Here is a 15220-nt window from a genome sequence, read left to right as displayed (position 1 = left end):
ATGAATAGAACTTTTTTTATTGCTATTTTACTTACATGCTATGTAAATGCAGCAGACTGGCTGATGCTACAAGGTACACAAAAGAGACTTGGGCATACTCCATGGGGTTTTGTGCAGATTCGGGGTGAGCATAATACGGGAAAAGAAGTAATTAAAAATGGGATAAATAAAACACCATTTTCTTTCATAAAACCAAACCTCGAGCAGCAAACTGAAGTTCAAATAGCCCGTGCTAGAGTTGGACTTCGGGGCTCACTTGATGAAGAGAACAAAATAAACTACTTTATACTTACAGAGTTTGCCGAAAATGGTGTAAATAATCCTCTGGGGCATCATAGAGATACTTACCTCACCGATGCATCAATTACTTTTAAACATCTTCCTATTTTTATAAGAGTTGGAAAATTTAAATATGCTGGAAGTGAAGAGGGCTTTATGGCCCGCTTTGTGTCGCCTTTTATCAACTTCACTACGTCAAGCGACCAGTTACTGCTTGAGCGTTTTGTAGATAACAGACTCTCAGCCCCTACACAAGGTGTAGGAGCATATAGAGATAGTGGAATTCAACTTTTTAAAACTTTAGAGATAACTGAGCATTCGACTTTGTCTCTATCTTATATGATTGGAAATGGTTCTGGTATGCAAAACTATAATATAAATGCTAATAACTTTACACACTATGGCTATATAGCCTATGAAAATATTTTAGGTAAGGGTAAAGCTTATAGACAAGAGAGTCTAAAATTTTATACTTGGTTACAAGATGGAAAACGCAAATTAAACATAAACAACAAGGATGAACTTTATGATAGGCTACGTTATGGAGTAGGACTAACATATTTTAATCATGGATTACATATTGAATCAGAATATGTTGCTGGTAGGGGAATGATTTTTAATGGTGCAAAAGATATTGACAGTAGTGCAGTAAATGAGTTTTGGGTTTATGCAATGAATCCCGAATTTGAAAATAGGGCAGATGGATATCATATTGCATCTACCTATGCTATTTTTGAGCCCTTTGAAGCAGTTGCAAGATATGATGTATATAATAGGATGATTAATAGTGACTCAGAGTATAGAAAATTTGAATCATTCACAAGTGGATTTTCGTATCGTTTTAAAAATTATGATAGAATAGATTTTAATTATGCAATTAATAGCATTAAAGCAGTAGATAATTCTGCTGCAGATGATCTTCTTAAATCGTCTGTTGGCAATTTATTTAGTATTCAGCTTACAATGGTTTTTTAATAAAGGACTTTAATCTATGAATTTTAAATTAGTGTATAGCAGTGTAATACTGGCATTTCTTTATCTAGCTACTTCTTATATTTATGTTCATCAACTCTATAGCAGTTTAACAAATCAAAAATTTAAAGAAATATCACATGAGATGAAAACTAATGTGGAAACACTTATTCATGAAAAACAAGAGGCTATTACTTTAGTGAGTCTTGCCCTTGCAACAAGTGAAAATATACAACATGTACTACTAAAGAAGCATGAAAATAATTTTGATTATAGTAGTTTGTCTCTAAAATTAAAGCAAGAAACCTCTTTAAAAAGTATATGGTTTCAGATTCTTGATGCAAAAGGAAATAGTTTTTATAGAAGTTGGACAGATAAAACTGGAGACTCTCTTCTTGACGCTCGCATTGACGTAGCACAGATGATTAAAAATCCACATGTTATATCAGGTATAAGTGCTGGGAAGTTTGATATAACTTTTAAGTCTATGGTGCCAATATATGATAATAATAACTTTTTGGGTGTGATTGAGACTATAGCAAAGTTTGACTCTGTAGCTACAAAGATGAAAAAGAGAGATGTCGAGACATTGATCATAGTAAATGATAAGTATAAGGACCAGTTGACAGAAGTTGAAAAAAAGCGATTTGTTGAGAACTATTATATAGCCAATCAAGAACCAAATAAAGAGTTACTAGGTATGCTTAAAAGTGCTAGAGTGAAAGATTATATAAATATAGAGGGCCTTATAGTTGATAAAGAGAAAAATATTATATTAACTGTTTATGAGTTAAAAGATATGAACAATGAAGTTATGGCTCATTTATTAATGTCAAAAAAACTCTCAAATATAGACATGAGACAGATAGAACTCTCAGTAGAAAAAATAATTACAGTCTTAGCTATTGTATTTGTAATATTGGTACTTCTAGTTTACTACTTTTATACAAGAAATTACAAGAAATTTATTCAAAAGCAAAATGAAAAACTTGAAGAGAGTGTAAATGTAAAAACTAAAGAGCTACAGCGTTTAGCAAACTATGATGCTTTAACAGGTCTACCAAATAGATTACTATTTTTAGACAGGCTAAAGCAGCATTTAAAGCATGCAACTAGAGATGAGGAGAGCGTAAGCATACTCTTTTTAGATTTAGACCGTTTTAAAGAGGTAAATGATACTTACGGCCATAATATGGGTGATGCTCTTTTAAAACATGTGGCTGTTAGATTGATAGACTCAGTAAGAGATGAAGATACAATCTCAAGACTAGGTGGAGATGAGTTTACTATTATTTTGCATAATACAGACAATGAAGATATGATTAAAGTTGCAAATAAGATTCAAAGAAAAATGCAAGAAAAATTTGTAATTGATGGCATAGAGTTAAGTACAACATTTAGTATTGGTATAAGTGTGTTTCCAAAAGATGGAATAACCTCTGAGCTTCTTATACGAAATGCTGATACTGCTATGTATAAGGCTAAAGAAGCTGGAAAAAATGGTTACCAGTTTTATAACTCACAAATGACAGAATTAGCTTTTGCTAGAATAGAACTTGAAAAATCTATAAGTGATGCCCTGAAACTCAAACAATTTAAACCATACTTCCAAGTGAAAGTTGATGCCCAAGATAAGAGCGTTGTAGGATTTGAAGCTCTTATTAGATGGATTCATCCGACAAAAGGGATTATTCCACCAGATGATTTTATACCTTTTGCAGAGGAGATAGGGATTATTGTGGATATTAATAAATTCATGATGCAAGAGAGTATGATAATTTTTAAAAGATTCAAAGCAAAGGGTCTTAAATGTGGAATGCTCTCTGTAAATGTATCAAGTGAACAGTTAGGTGATTATAGTTATGTAGAAGATGTAGAAGAGTGTCTAAAAAATACAGGATTTGATGCTAAAGACTTAGATATAGAGATATTAGAGGGGCAAAATATTGAAAATAAAAATAGAGTTGCTGAGATTTTGAGATCCTTAAAGGGACTAGGTACAACTATGTCAATAGATGATTTTGGAACAGGTTACTCATCGCTTACTTATCTTAAAAAGCTTCCAATTGATAACTTGAAAATAGACCGCAGTTTTGTACGAGATATACCAAAAAACAAGGATGACATGTCTTTAGTGCAAACTATTATTGCTTTAGCAAGAAGTCTTCATTTAAAGGTGATAGCAGAGGGTGTTGAGACAAAAGAGCAGGCAGAGTTTTTGAAAAAATCTGGCTGTAATGTTCTTCAGGGATATTATTTTTCAAGACCAATTCCTGAACATGAGTGTGAAATTTATTTAAAGGCTAAGTCATAGATATGCAAATGGTAGTTGACTCCCTCAGACAAAAGGGAAAAATATATAAAAAAATGTTAGAAGTATCTCCAAAAGAGTTGGGAATAAGAAATAAAATAAAAATATACAAAGCGACAGATGTAAGTGGTTATTTTTGGGCTATATTTGCTGTGAGTCAAAAAAGTAGACTTCTTATGAAAGATGTCCATAAATTTGAAGAGATATATAATAAATTAACGCTCTATTTTGATCATAATTTCAAGCATAAGATTATCTTTATAGATGCACCACTTTGCTCTAAAGCACAAAAGGCATTTAAAGAAGCAGGCTGGAAGATTCAGTAATGCTTCTTTGTGACATTGGCAACACATCTTATCATTTTCTGGATGATTTTAAAAGCTATAAAGAGAGTGTAAACTCTTTTGATCCCAGTACTGTGGATGAAAAAGTTTATTATATATCTGTTAATGCTAAAGTAAAAACAATATTAGATGGATTGACAAATTGGATAGACCTCTCAGAATTCATAGATATGAAAAACTACTATGAAACTATGGGTATTGATAGGATATTTGCAGTCGAAGCACTTAGTGACGCCGTCATTGTTGACGCAGGAAGTGCAATAACTGTAGATGTTGTTAAAGAAGGAGTTTTTCGAGGTGGATTTATATATCCTGGAGTAAACGCCATGGAGAAAACTTATGCAAATATATCTCCCGCTCTGTCATATTCATTTAACTTTGAGTGTGAGTTAGATATAATGCCGAAAAATTCTCAAGATGCCATAAGTTATGGTTTTTTGAAAACTCTTTATAGCGAAGTTATTTCACATGATATGCCTATAGTGTTAACAGGTGGGGATTCACAAGAGTTAAAGAAGATATTTAAAGATGCTAAAATCGATGAAGAGTTGATTTTTCGCGGAATGAAAAAGATAATGAAAAAGGCTAATATATGCTAACAGTTGCACTTCCAAAAGGTCGTATTGCTAAAGAGACACTAGAGATATTTGAGACAATATTTGGAGACACTTTTAAATTTGATGATAGAAAACTAATTTTAGAGACTCCAAAGTTTCGTTTTTTACTTGTTCGTAACCAAGATGTTGCAACTTATGTTTATCACCAAGCAGCTGACATTGGTGTTGTCGGACTTGACACACTAGATGAGCAGGGTCTTGATGTAGTGCGTTTACTTGATTTAAGACGTGGTGTATGTAAGGTAGCTATAGGTATGAGAAAAGGTGAAAAGCTTGACCTTAGTAAGCCTGAGTTAAAAGTAGCAACTAAAATGGTAAACATTACTAAACGCTACTTTGAAGAGAGAGCCGTAAGTGTTGAAATCATCAAGCTTTATGGTTCAATAGAACTTGCTCCTCTTATTGGTCTTGCTGATATGATAGTAGATATCGTAGAGACTGGTGCTACAATGAAGCAAAATGGTCTTGAAGTCGTTCAGGATATGATGACAAGTTCTACGTATCTCATAGCAAACAAAAATAGTTACATCGCTAAAAAAGATGAAGTACTTGATATTTATGAAAAAATAAATGAAGTAATCAAAGCAGAGCAAAAGAAATAATGACAAATCTCGACCTTTATGCAAAAGCAGAGCATCTATTAGGCATAGAGGATGCAACTGAAGCACTTTATGACCTTTATCGCTCTGAACTTGATGAGTATAAGGTAAAAACGCTTTTAGACGTTGGTTGTGGTCGTGGTGGCTTTATGCAACGCATGATAAGTGATGGAGTAGAGTGTAAGGGAGTAGATTTAAGCTCTTTAATGGTGAAAGAGTGTGTCAATGTTGGTCTTGATGCTGAGTGCATAGACGTAGCAGAGGTGGCTGGGAAGTATGATGCAGTTGTTAGTATCTTTGACGTGCTTAACTTTTTAGATAAAGAAGCATTAGTCTCTTTTTTAGATGCAGTGGCTGATAAGTTAAATGATAATGGAGTTTTTATAGCTGACATAAACACTCGTTATGGTTTTAGTGATGTGGCAGAGGGAACAATGAGTAGTGACAGGGATGATGAATTTTTATCCGTAGACGCCGAGTTTGCAAATGATGAACTTCATACTAAGTTTACACTTTTTGAAAAAAATGAGGATGACACTTATACAAAGTATCAAGACACTATAGTGCAATACTTTCACAAGATAAACAGATTTCAAAAACTCAGCAGTTTAAAGCTTATCGAGAAACAGACTTTTTCACTTTATGATACAGAAGATAAGACACTTTTAATCTTTAAAAGACGATAATGAAGTTGTAGACTTTAAGGAGTTGAAGATGAGTAAACATAAAGTAAAAATTGAGAAAATATTTGAACATCCTATTTCAGGAAATATAGATACAACTAAACTTATTCATGCACTTGAACATTATGGTGCAGTTGTTGATATGAATAAGCAACATCGTGCAATTATACATATAAATGAGAAGGAACACTCCATAGCTCTTTCACATAGAAATGAGCTCTCTAAAGACGCTGTAGTAAAACTTCGTCACTTTTTAGAAGAGGTAGGTATGTCACCAGATAAGTTATAAGCTTATCTAGGCGTTCTTAATTACTTCATATCTCTTACACAAATAGCTTTGTACTTGTAAGTCTGTTTTTTTGTACTATATCTACCCAAATCAAAATCAATATACCAAGCCTGTTCAAAATTGTCCTCAGTAGAAGTCCAGTAAATAGCCTCTTGTACATTTTTAAAAGCATGTTTAACAGTAATTGTTCTTCTAGAGTTTTCTAGCAGGTCCCTTGCTTCATTTTTACTAATTACACGCCAGTCACTATAGCCTGCAAAGTCCATCTTTTGACAATAGTCCCAAGCTGCAAAAAAGTGCATATTGTTCGAAGAGGGGCCATCATAGTACATTTTAGAAGTTTTTTCGTTGATTACAACACTTCTATTATTATCACGAACAAAGTTTTTATCTACATTTGTAAAATCATCATTATCTCCACCCCAACTAAATGTTGGCACAAACCAAGCGGATGCTAGTGAGGCACTGAGTGTTATTATTAGAGCTGTTTTTATCATTTTTTTTCCTTTTATTAAAATAACTATTAAAAAACTATCGCTTCATAAACATAAAGCTCTGCATTTTTACAATCTTCTTTTGCTATACCCGCTTTTTGTTCGCAGCAACTTTTTACAAACTCCTCTGCACTCCAGTTCATATCTGTTGCTACTTTTGGTAAGTAGGTTCCATTTTTCGCACCATAGCTTACATATATACCATGTTTACCTATAATGACTTCATCTATAGAGTTTACTTTTCTTCTTGGTGTTAGAACAGAGATTTCAATCTCTATATCTTTAAGCTCATCTTTTTGCACAGGAGTAAATCTTGTATCATGTCTTGATGCTGATATAGCCATATCAGTTATGACATCATAGAGAGGCTCTTTTGGCTCAAAACGACCTATACAACCTTTGAGCTTTTTATCTTTATATAGAGTTACAAAAGCACCGAGTGGGAGTTTTGATTTATTAGAGAGTTTTTCTGTATCAACGGCTACTTTTTTATTGTTTATAACTGCTTCGTATAAAGAGAGTTTTGCTATTTCTTTAAGCTGATCTTTTTCGTTTTGTTCTAAAAAAAACTCTTCACTGTTTTTAAAAACTCTCATAGCTCCATATCCTACTACTCTATCTTTTTCACCATACTTAGTATCTCCAGAGTTTTTATACTCAAGAATTTCATACTTATAATCTTTTTCTTGCGTTAAGTATAAAAGAGTTAAAAGTGAACTCCAACCACAGGCAGAGGTTTGTAAGTTCTCTTTTTTTGATGATTCATTTTCTACTATGGCATCAATAAGCTTAAAGGGAGAGTTTTTCGTTAGTGCATTTAGTATATTCATATCTACTTTTTGAGCGTCTTCATAGTTTGGATAGTGAGAGAGGTCTGTACTTATAACAAAAAGGTTTTCATCGTTAAAGTAGGGCTCTAGCGCTTTTGACATTTTCATTATTGTATCGATTTCAGACGTTGCCATAATAATAGGAACTATCTGCATATCACTTTTATATATAGCTTGTAAAAATGGGAGTTGTACTTCAAGTGTATGCTCTTTTTTATGGGCATCTTCTTCATAGCTTATAAAAGAGTTGTTTTTCATAAGCTCATTTACTATGGTTTTATTTACTTGAACTTCACCAAGTGGCGTTTGGTAGTTTCCTCTATTATAGATTGAAACGCCATCTATATTTATGTGGTGACTTGAGCCAATTAAAAAGATGTTTTTATATTTTTTAGTGAGTGTATTGTAAGCAGTAGCTGCAATGCTTCCAGAAAATACATAGCCAGCATGTGGAACTATAATGGCATTTATCTCTTTTTGCTCAAACTTTTTTGTTTCTTTAAACGCAAGGTTTATTTGAGATAAAAGTTCAGTAGGATTAGAGGGATAAAATGAACCCGATACTGCAGGTTCTCTGTTAGCATGTAAATTATTCATCATAAGCACCAAGAGTAAAAATAAAAATCTTATTTTACTTTTTGAACGCATCTGACATATCTACTGTAGTGTTTTCCCTTTACATTACGTTCACCCTTTGAAAAGCTAATAGTCCATGTCTCAGAGCTGTCATCTGCAAATGGCGTTGTAGTCCAGTATGTTCCATCTTCAGTATAGTTAAAACCTGAAATTATTGCAGGTTTGTATTTTGTATAATCAACTAAACTTTGCAGTTCATTTAGTGTTGGGATTCTGAAATTTTGATATTGATCTATTTTAAGTTTTGCACAGTATTCCTCTGCTTCATAGTATGTTATTGAGAGGTCCGCATTGTCAGGGGCGTCTTGCCAAAGAAGAGATGTGCTAGTATCTAATACTACATCTCTTGCATTTAGAGTAGAAAATAAAAGTAATGTTGCTGCTATAAGATGTAGTTTCATTTGTAAACCTTATATGTGGATTTACAAATTATACATCTTATAGTCTTAATTTAAGTCTGGTTTTGGAGTATTTTCAGTTGATGCTGGTAGTAATGGTAGCACCATGTTTGATTTTTTACCCTCTAAAGCTTTTAAGAACTCTTCGATTGAATCAGCCTGAGTATCTGTTATATTCTTACCAAGTTGAATACGTCCCATCTCAACAATAGCCTCTTTAAGAGTAGCTACTTTACCATTATGAAAGTATGGAGCAGTCTGAGTAATGTTTCTCAGAGTAGGAACTTTTACCATACCATTTGCATCACCTTTAAAGTCACCTACATCCATATACTTGTATGTGCCAAAAAGATTTATAACATTCATAGACCCACCAATACCAACACCATTATGACATGATGCACAACCAACTTGGATGAAAGTCTTTAAGCCATCTTTTTGCTTTGTACTAAGTGCTTGGTTATTACCATTCATATAGTCATCAAATGCAGATGGCGTTACAAGAGTTCTCTCAAAAAGGCCAATAGTATCTGTGATTTTTTCAAATGTAATATTTACATTTTTACCATAAGCATTTTTAAACTCATCTACATAAGCTGGTATAGAAGTTACAGTAGAAGATACGTGCTCTTTTGTAGCTGCCATTTCAGGTCCTGCTTGAATAGGCCCTTGTGCTTGGTCTTCTAAGTGTGGACTTCTACCATCCCAAAACTGCTTGTCATTAAATACTGCGTTAAATACAGTTGGAGAGTTTAAATGGTGTGGATTAACCGTCCATTTATGACCAACAGCAGCCTCTATCCCATCATCTCCACCTTCACTTAGGTTATGACATGAGTTACAGCTGATAAAACCACTTTTAGAAAGTCTAGGATCAAAGTAAAGTTTTTTACCAAGTTCAACCTTAGCATCAGTGATGATATTTTGAGGATCGATTAACTTCATAAGAGCAGACTTAGTTGCTGGAATAGGAGCTAAACCGGCATTTACTGCTTCTTTAGTAAGTGAAGAAGCCATGATAAGTGATGTACAAGCAAGTGTAAGTGATATAAATTTTTTCATTAAATGTCCTTAGTGATTTTAGTTAAAGATTTATAATCTTTATTTCCTCACATTATAACCCAAAAAGACTTAAATGAAAAATAATATTTTAAAGTGTTATAAAAAACTTATTGCACTCTTGATAGCGTTTATATAACTAAGGTTTTTTGCCTGACCTTTATAAGCGATGTCAAATGCAGTTCCATGATCTACTGAAGTTCTTACTATTGGAAGGTTTAAAGAGATATTTACACTCTCATCAAAATGAAGAGCTTTAAGTGGTGCTAGCCCTTGGTCGTGATACATTGCTACGAAGTAGTTGAAGTTCTCACGAAAGTGAGGAGTAAACGCGATGTCTGGAACCACTGGACCAACAAACTGTTCAGCACCTATTTTTTTGTTAGCACTCTTCACTGCTTTCATGATTATAAGTTCTTCTTGCCCAAGAACACCATTATCTCCAGCATGAGGATTAAGTCCGAGTACTGCTACTTTTTTATCTTTAACATCTCTATGCAAGTCCACAAGAAATTGTTTTAATCTTTTATATTTTATAGATGAAGCAACCTCTTTGAGAGGGATATGCTCTGTAAAAAGGGCTACATACATCTCGGGACAACCAAGCATCATAATGGCGTCTTTATCAAAGTAGTCCCGAAGAAGGTCAGTATGCCCTTTGTACTCAACTCCAGCCATCATCCAAGCCTCTTTATGGATTGGCATAGTAACAACTGCATCCGCTTCTTTGGTCTCACATAACTTTATAGCTTCTATAAATGAGTCATATGAGTATTTTCCACTATTGGCATTTACTGTTGCAACTTCTATCTCAAACGAGCCAGGAACGCTATGGAGTTTAAAGTCTTTAGGGATATTTTTATTCAAAAGTTTTGAGGCTTGAGCAAGTAGCTCTTCATTTATGCAGTAGAGTGGATCACAAAGTTTAGAGATCTCTTCATGTGACTTTAGAGCTATTTCTATCCCAACTCCACTTAAGTCGCCTATGCTTATTGCTATTTTTGGTTTCATATTCTTGTTGTGAGCCTTTTCATCTCTTTTATAGCATCGCTCAGACCACTAAAAACACTTCTAGCGATGATGCTTTGACCTATGTTTAACTCTATTATCTCTTTTATTTTCATCATCTCATGAACATTATGATAGTTAAGTCCATGACCTGCCGCTACTTCTAGACCTATCTTATCTGCATGAATTGCTGAGAGTTTTATCTGCTCTATTGAGTTTTCTAACATACTAGAAAGCATATATCTTGGATGTTCTAGCTCTTTTACTGAGTGATTTGAATGTGGTAGGGACGTATTAAGCATTGCAAATAGATTTGCAAAAAGTCCAGTATGAAGTTCAACCATCTCTGCGCCTAACTCTTTTGACTTATCCATAGCTTCTATGGTTGGATCAACAAAAAGTGAAACCGGAATGATACTATCGTGAAGTTGTTCTATAGCATAAGCAACATCGTCTTCATAAGTAAAGACGTCAAGTCCACCCTCAGTTGTTACCTCCTGGCGTTTTTCAGGAACAAGCGTCGCACGGTGAGGTTTAACCCTACTTACTATATTTAAAATATCACGGTTTATAGAACACTCAAGGTTGACCGGAAGCTTTGATAATGCCATGATAGACTTTACATCTGCATCTTGTATATGGCGTCTATCTTCACGAAGGTGAATGGTTATCTGATCAGCTCCACTCGCACAAGCGACATAAAGAGCTTGAATAATGTCAGGATCGTTTACTTGCCTCGCTTCACGCAGTACGGCTACGTGGTCTATATTTACGCCTAGTCTCATCTTTGACATCTATCTCTAACCTTTTACGCTATCATAAAATTTTAAGTAGTCCGCTTCTAGCGTTTCATGCGAGATAACATCTCCTATGTATACATTCACGTTTACTTTTTCTTTATATGGGGCAGCTTCAAAAACTTCTTCCATCTTTCCATCTATGTAAATAGGGACTATTTTAAGATTATTTGCTTTTGCTATCTTTGCTGCACCACTTTGAAACTTATGAATACCTTCACCTTTAAAACGCTCACCTTCTGGAAACATGTAAAGGTTCATATTATCAACTTTAGCAAATGTCTTTTTGATTTTTTTAAAGAAACTAAGAAGTCCCTTTTTACTCTCCAAGTCAACGCTTATGCAGCCACTATATTCGAAAAATTTTCCATAAATAACAGAATCAAAAAGTTCCTGTTTAGCTATCCATGCACCATTTTTTGATGATGATGCTAGAATACTTTCAATAACGATGATGTCAAGTAGAGATCGGTGGTTGATTGCATATAGGACCTTATCTTCTTTTAGAAGTTTACCCGATACATTTACTCCGATATTTAAGTACTCTAATACTTTAAGTGAGTAGTTCTGTCTCTCTTTTGAGAGGTTTTGATACGCTGGCTTTAGTGTTATAAATGGGTGGAAAAATGTCTTTTTGAAGATTGAGACATATCTAAGTCCGAGTTCAATCATAAATATAAATTTACCAATATTTTTTAGCATATGTTACCTTCTAATTTTAAAACAAAGATTATAACTAAAATATAGTAATTTTTATATTCATGCTATTTATAAATTATTTACTTCTATGCATAGGGTGCTGGTAATCATTACGTTCACATGCAGTAAATGCCGTGATAGCACCTAATACTAGGAGTGTTAAGAATATTATTGATTTCATATTTTACTCCTTTAGTTTTTTTTTAAAGACATTTCAGTCTCCATAATTTTTATCTCATCATTACCATAAATTCTAATCTCATCATCCGCTATAAACTCATTTTTCTTGAGTTTTGTAGGGTACTCAATATTGTCAAGTATATGTTTTATACAGTTTATACGAGCTTTTTTCTTATTGTCTGAACGGATTATTGTCCAAGGCGCATGATCAGTATGTGATGCAAGAAGCATAGAGTACTTTGCTATAGTGTATTTGTCCCAAAGACCTTGAGATTTTTCATCTACAGGTGAAAGTTTATACTGTTTGAGTGGATCTGTTCGTCTTTTGTCAAAACGTTTTTTCTGTTCACTTTTTGAAACAGAAAAATAAAACTTAAATATAATAATATCTGAGTTTATAAGCATCTTTTCAAACTCTGGAACTTCATGTAAAAACTCTTTATGCTCTTCTTGCGTACAAAATTCCATAACAGGTTCAACACCACCACGGTTATACCAACTTCTATCAAAAAGGACTATCTCTCCTGCAGATGGTAGATAGTGAGAATAACGCTGAAAGTACCACTGTGTTTTTTCAACATCACTAGGCTTGTCAAGGGCTACTACTCTTGCTCCACGAGGATTAAGATGCTCAGTTATACGTTTTATAGTACCACCTTTTCCAGCAGCGTCACGTCCTTCAAATATCATTAAAACTTTCTGTCCCGTCTCTTTGATATGGTTTTGCATCTTTAGTAGTTCAATTTGAAGTTTTTTAAGTTCACTTTCATACTGTAAAACTTCATCTTTTACCCAGACAGCTACCCGTTTCTTAGTACCTTTTTTGTTACGTTTTTCAGACTCTTTTTTATTGGCATCTTTATCTTTTCTTCTATCTTCATGAACAATCTCTTCAAGTTTAGAATCTTCACTTAACTCATCATCAATCATATTTCTTTTTGAACCCATTGTGACTCCCTGTAATTATCTGTAACTATTATAAAGCATGAATTATTAAAAAGAGTTTGTAATGAGTCTGTTAATCTCATTTATATCTTGCGTAAATGAAAAACAGCTTTTATCACCACATATCATAAAGTCTTTATCCTCAGAAGCGCGATAATGTACAAAAGGGTATCTGAGCTTTGCTAACTCGTAAGTATTGTTCTTTAAGTTGTCCTGATTAGATTTAATAATTCTATCACCCTTTAGGTACCTGATAACTTGAGTGAGCATATATGGAAAATAGATAGGTTTACGCCCTAACTCATAAGAGTTATACTCCATAGTTTTAAATGCAAAATGAGTATATTTCTCATCATCAAGAAGTGTTCCTAAAGATATAAGAACATCTATAATGATACTTATTGAACTTATGTAAGTGTTATCGGACGTCTCAGCCTTAGTTATGAAATCACCTCTACTAAAGTTCCAAGTTCCTTTGTCGTAAAACTCTTCTAGTGCTTTATTTGCAAATCTTTGGGCGTTTATGAGATAAAGCTCATCACCGGTATGTTTAAACGCGGTTATAAGTGCTTGCGCAAGATAAGCGTAGTCCTCTAAAAAAGCCTCTACTTTTGGCTGTTTATGAATAAGCGTTGTATGGTATAAAGCGCCATCTATATACATAGTCTCAAGTAGTTTGTCTAGACTTTTTACAGCTCTTTGCATATAACTTGAGTCTATGCTACCTAGTTTAAAGAGAGAGTTAATCATCATAGAGGACCAAGAAGTTTGAATTTTTTTATCTATAAAAGGGTAGTCGCGTTTTGCACGGACTCTTTGTAAGTCGGCTTTTACGTCTACATACCATACGGGAGTGTTATCTGTTTCAAAACGGATTATATTTTTTCCTTCAAAGTTTCCCTCTTTAGTAACGCCCATAGTCTCTAGCTTACTCTCTATATCATCATAGTTGTTATTAGTTAGAAGTGAATGAACTTCATCATACGTATAGACAAAGTAAGATCCCTTTTTTGCTTTGATATCCGCATCGCTTGCTGAGTAAAAAAGATCATCTTCACTCATATAGTTATGCCAAAAGTCTGCACACTCTTTTGAAATTTGTAGGTACCTCTCATCATTGTATGTAAGATAGGCATCTGTGTAAACGCCACAAAGTAGGGCATTATCATAGAGCATTTTTTCAAAGTGAGGTACAAGCCATTTCTCATCCGTGCTATAGCGACAAAAACCACCATCAACCCTGTCATATATTCCACCCTTCATCATTGAATCAAGTGTATGCTTTACCATTGAAGCTGCACTTTTATCATTGTAGAGTCTATCTATTGTCATTAAAGTATTGAGAGTTGAGGCGTGTGGAAATTTCGGAGAAAGAGAAAAACCGCCATTTTTTGGCTCATAATTATTTTTTGCTTGAAGCATGAAGTTCTTATAGAACTCCTCTTTAAGTTTGGTCGCCTCTGTTGGATGATTTACTTTATTTATAAAGTCTTCTATTTCATCAGCGTTTTCAAAAAGTTCTTTATCATTTTGGGCTATTTTAGTAGCTATGAGTGAAGAGAGTGCTTTAAAGCCCATTCCCTCAATACTAGTTTCACTAGACTCAGCTGGAATGTAAGTACCTGCAAAAAATGGTTTATTTTCTGGTGTACAAAAGATAGAAGTTGGCCAACCACCTGGACGCCTGTTTAGAAGTTGATGTACCTCTTGATAGTACTTGTCTATGTCGGGTCTCTCTTCGCGGTCAACCTTAACGCAGATAAAGTTTTCATTTAAAATATCTGCACACTCTTGGTTATTAAAAACTTTTTCTTTCATTACATGACACAGTTGAGATGAACTATAACCTATTGATATAAAAACCGCTTTATTCTCAGCTTCCGCTTTTTCAAACGCTTCATCGCACCAAGGCCACCAATCAACGAGACTTTCTTTATGTTGTTGGAGGTAAGGGCTATCTTCTTTTTCTAATCTATTTGACATTTTAAGTTCTTTAATATTATTTTTTTCAATTTCTGTAGGGTAGGGGAATATTGATGATGTTTTGCTTAAAGAATAAAGTAGGATTTTGATTTTAGCT

At 33.9% G+C, this 15220-nt stretch carries 16 protein-coding genes; 7 read left to right on the top strand and 9 right to left on the bottom strand.

Annotated elements, in window-relative coordinates:
- The 7 genes from GJV85_RS08010 to GJV85_RS07980 are packed head-to-tail and all read left to right on the top strand — an operon-like array spanning nucleotide 1 to nucleotide 6094.
- A complete protein-coding gene (locus GJV85_RS08010; protein ID WP_207560870.1) occupies nucleotides 1-1254 on the top strand; it encodes a hypothetical protein in 1254 nt (417 codons plus the stop codon).
- A gap of 16 nt (nucleotides 1255-1270) precedes the next feature.
- Nucleotides 1271-3565 carry a bifunctional diguanylate cyclase/phosphodiesterase gene (locus tag GJV85_RS08005; protein WP_207560869.1) on the top strand — a complete coding sequence of 765 codons (2295 nt, stop codon included), beginning with the start codon at nucleotides 1271-1273 and terminating at the stop codon, nucleotides 3563-3565.
- A 2-nt stretch (nucleotides 3566-3567) separates the two neighbouring features.
- Nucleotides 3568-3888 carry a hypothetical protein gene (locus GJV85_RS08000; protein ID WP_207560868.1) on the top strand — a complete coding sequence of 107 codons (321 nt, stop codon included), beginning with the start codon at nucleotides 3568-3570 and terminating at the stop codon, nucleotides 3886-3888.
- Nucleotides 3888-4505 (top strand): type III pantothenate kinase, encoded by a 618-nt coding sequence (locus GJV85_RS07995; RefSeq protein WP_207560867.1) that lies wholly within the window; start codon nucleotides 3888-3890, stop codon nucleotides 4503-4505. Before GJV85_RS08000 ends, GJV85_RS07995 begins: the two co-directional genes overlap by 1 nt.
- Nucleotides 4499-5125, top strand: a complete 627-nt coding sequence (gene hisG, locus GJV85_RS07990) for an ATP phosphoribosyltransferase (protein WP_207560866.1) — start codon at nucleotides 4499-4501, stop codon at nucleotides 5123-5125. Before GJV85_RS07995 ends, hisG begins: the two co-directional genes overlap by 7 nt.
- Nucleotides 5125-5808, top strand: coding sequence for a class I SAM-dependent DNA methyltransferase (locus GJV85_RS07985; protein ID WP_207560865.1), 684 nt, complete (start codon nucleotides 5125-5127; stop codon nucleotides 5806-5808). The genes hisG and GJV85_RS07985 overlap by 1 nt, the downstream gene beginning before the upstream one ends.
- A 28-nt stretch (nucleotides 5809-5836) precedes the next feature.
- Nucleotides 5837-6094: a hypothetical protein gene (locus GJV85_RS07980; RefSeq protein WP_207560864.1), complete on the top strand. Its 258-nt coding sequence runs from the start codon at nucleotides 5837-5839 to the stop codon at nucleotides 6092-6094.
- Between the two features lie 20 nt (nucleotides 6095-6114).
- Here GJV85_RS07980 and GJV85_RS07975 read toward each other — a convergent pair whose 3' ends face one another.
- From GJV85_RS07975 to GJV85_RS07935, 9 genes are all read right to left on the bottom strand, one after another.
- Nucleotides 6115-6591 carry an Lcl C-terminal domain-containing protein gene (locus GJV85_RS07975; RefSeq protein WP_207560863.1) on the bottom strand — a complete coding sequence of 159 codons (477 nt, stop codon included), beginning with the start codon at nucleotides 6589-6591 and terminating at the stop codon, nucleotides 6115-6117.
- Nucleotides 6592-6617: 26 nt separating this feature from the next.
- Nucleotides 6618-8015, bottom strand: a complete 1398-nt coding sequence (amrB, locus tag GJV85_RS07970) for an AmmeMemoRadiSam system protein B (RefSeq protein ID WP_242689770.1) — start codon at nucleotides 8013-8015, stop codon at nucleotides 6618-6620.
- A 29-nt stretch (nucleotides 8016-8044) separates the two neighbouring features.
- The gene (locus GJV85_RS07965; protein WP_207560861.1) at nucleotides 8045-8455 is read right to left on the bottom strand and encodes an Lcl C-terminal domain-containing protein; all 411 of its coding nucleotides are present in this window, start codon (nucleotides 8453-8455) and stop codon (nucleotides 8045-8047) included.
- A 45-nt stretch (nucleotides 8456-8500) separates the two neighbouring features.
- The gene (locus GJV85_RS07960) at nucleotides 8501-9514 is read right to left on the bottom strand and encodes a cytochrome-c peroxidase (protein ID WP_207560860.1); all 1014 of its coding nucleotides are present in this window, start codon (nucleotides 9512-9514) and stop codon (nucleotides 8501-8503) included.
- A 96-nt stretch (nucleotides 9515-9610) separates the two neighbouring features.
- Nucleotides 9611-10522, bottom strand: a complete 912-nt coding sequence (gene pdxA / locus GJV85_RS07955; protein ID WP_207560859.1) for a 4-hydroxythreonine-4-phosphate dehydrogenase — start codon at nucleotides 10520-10522, stop codon at nucleotides 9611-9613.
- Nucleotides 10519-11304, bottom strand: coding sequence for a pyridoxine 5'-phosphate synthase (locus GJV85_RS07950; protein WP_207563174.1), 786 nt, complete (start codon nucleotides 11302-11304; stop codon nucleotides 10519-10521). The genes pdxA and GJV85_RS07950 overlap by 4 nt, the downstream gene beginning before the upstream one ends.
- A gap of 15 nt (nucleotides 11305-11319) precedes the next feature.
- Nucleotides 11320-12018 carry a lysophospholipid acyltransferase family protein gene (locus GJV85_RS07945; protein WP_207560858.1) on the bottom strand — a complete coding sequence of 233 codons (699 nt, stop codon included), beginning with the start codon at nucleotides 12016-12018 and terminating at the stop codon, nucleotides 11320-11322.
- Between the two features lie 189 nt (nucleotides 12019-12207).
- On the bottom strand, nucleotides 12208-13143 hold the full coding sequence (gene ppk2 / locus GJV85_RS07940) for a polyphosphate kinase 2 (RefSeq protein WP_207560857.1): 936 nt from the start codon (nucleotides 13141-13143) through the stop codon (nucleotides 12208-12210).
- A gap of 45 nt (nucleotides 13144-13188) precedes the next feature.
- The gene (locus tag GJV85_RS07935; RefSeq protein WP_207560856.1) at nucleotides 13189-15123 is read right to left on the bottom strand and encodes a thioredoxin domain-containing protein; all 1935 of its coding nucleotides are present in this window, start codon (nucleotides 15121-15123) and stop codon (nucleotides 13189-13191) included.
- Nucleotides 15124-15220 lie beyond the last annotated feature (97 nt).

This window comes from Sulfurimonas aquatica, assembly GCF_017357825.1.
Lineage (GTDB): Bacteria > Campylobacterota > Campylobacteria > Campylobacterales > Sulfurimonadaceae > Sulfurimonas > Sulfurimonas aquatica.
The sequence above is the reverse complement of the archived record's forward strand: the minus strand, read 5'-3'. Positions and strand labels throughout refer to the sequence as shown.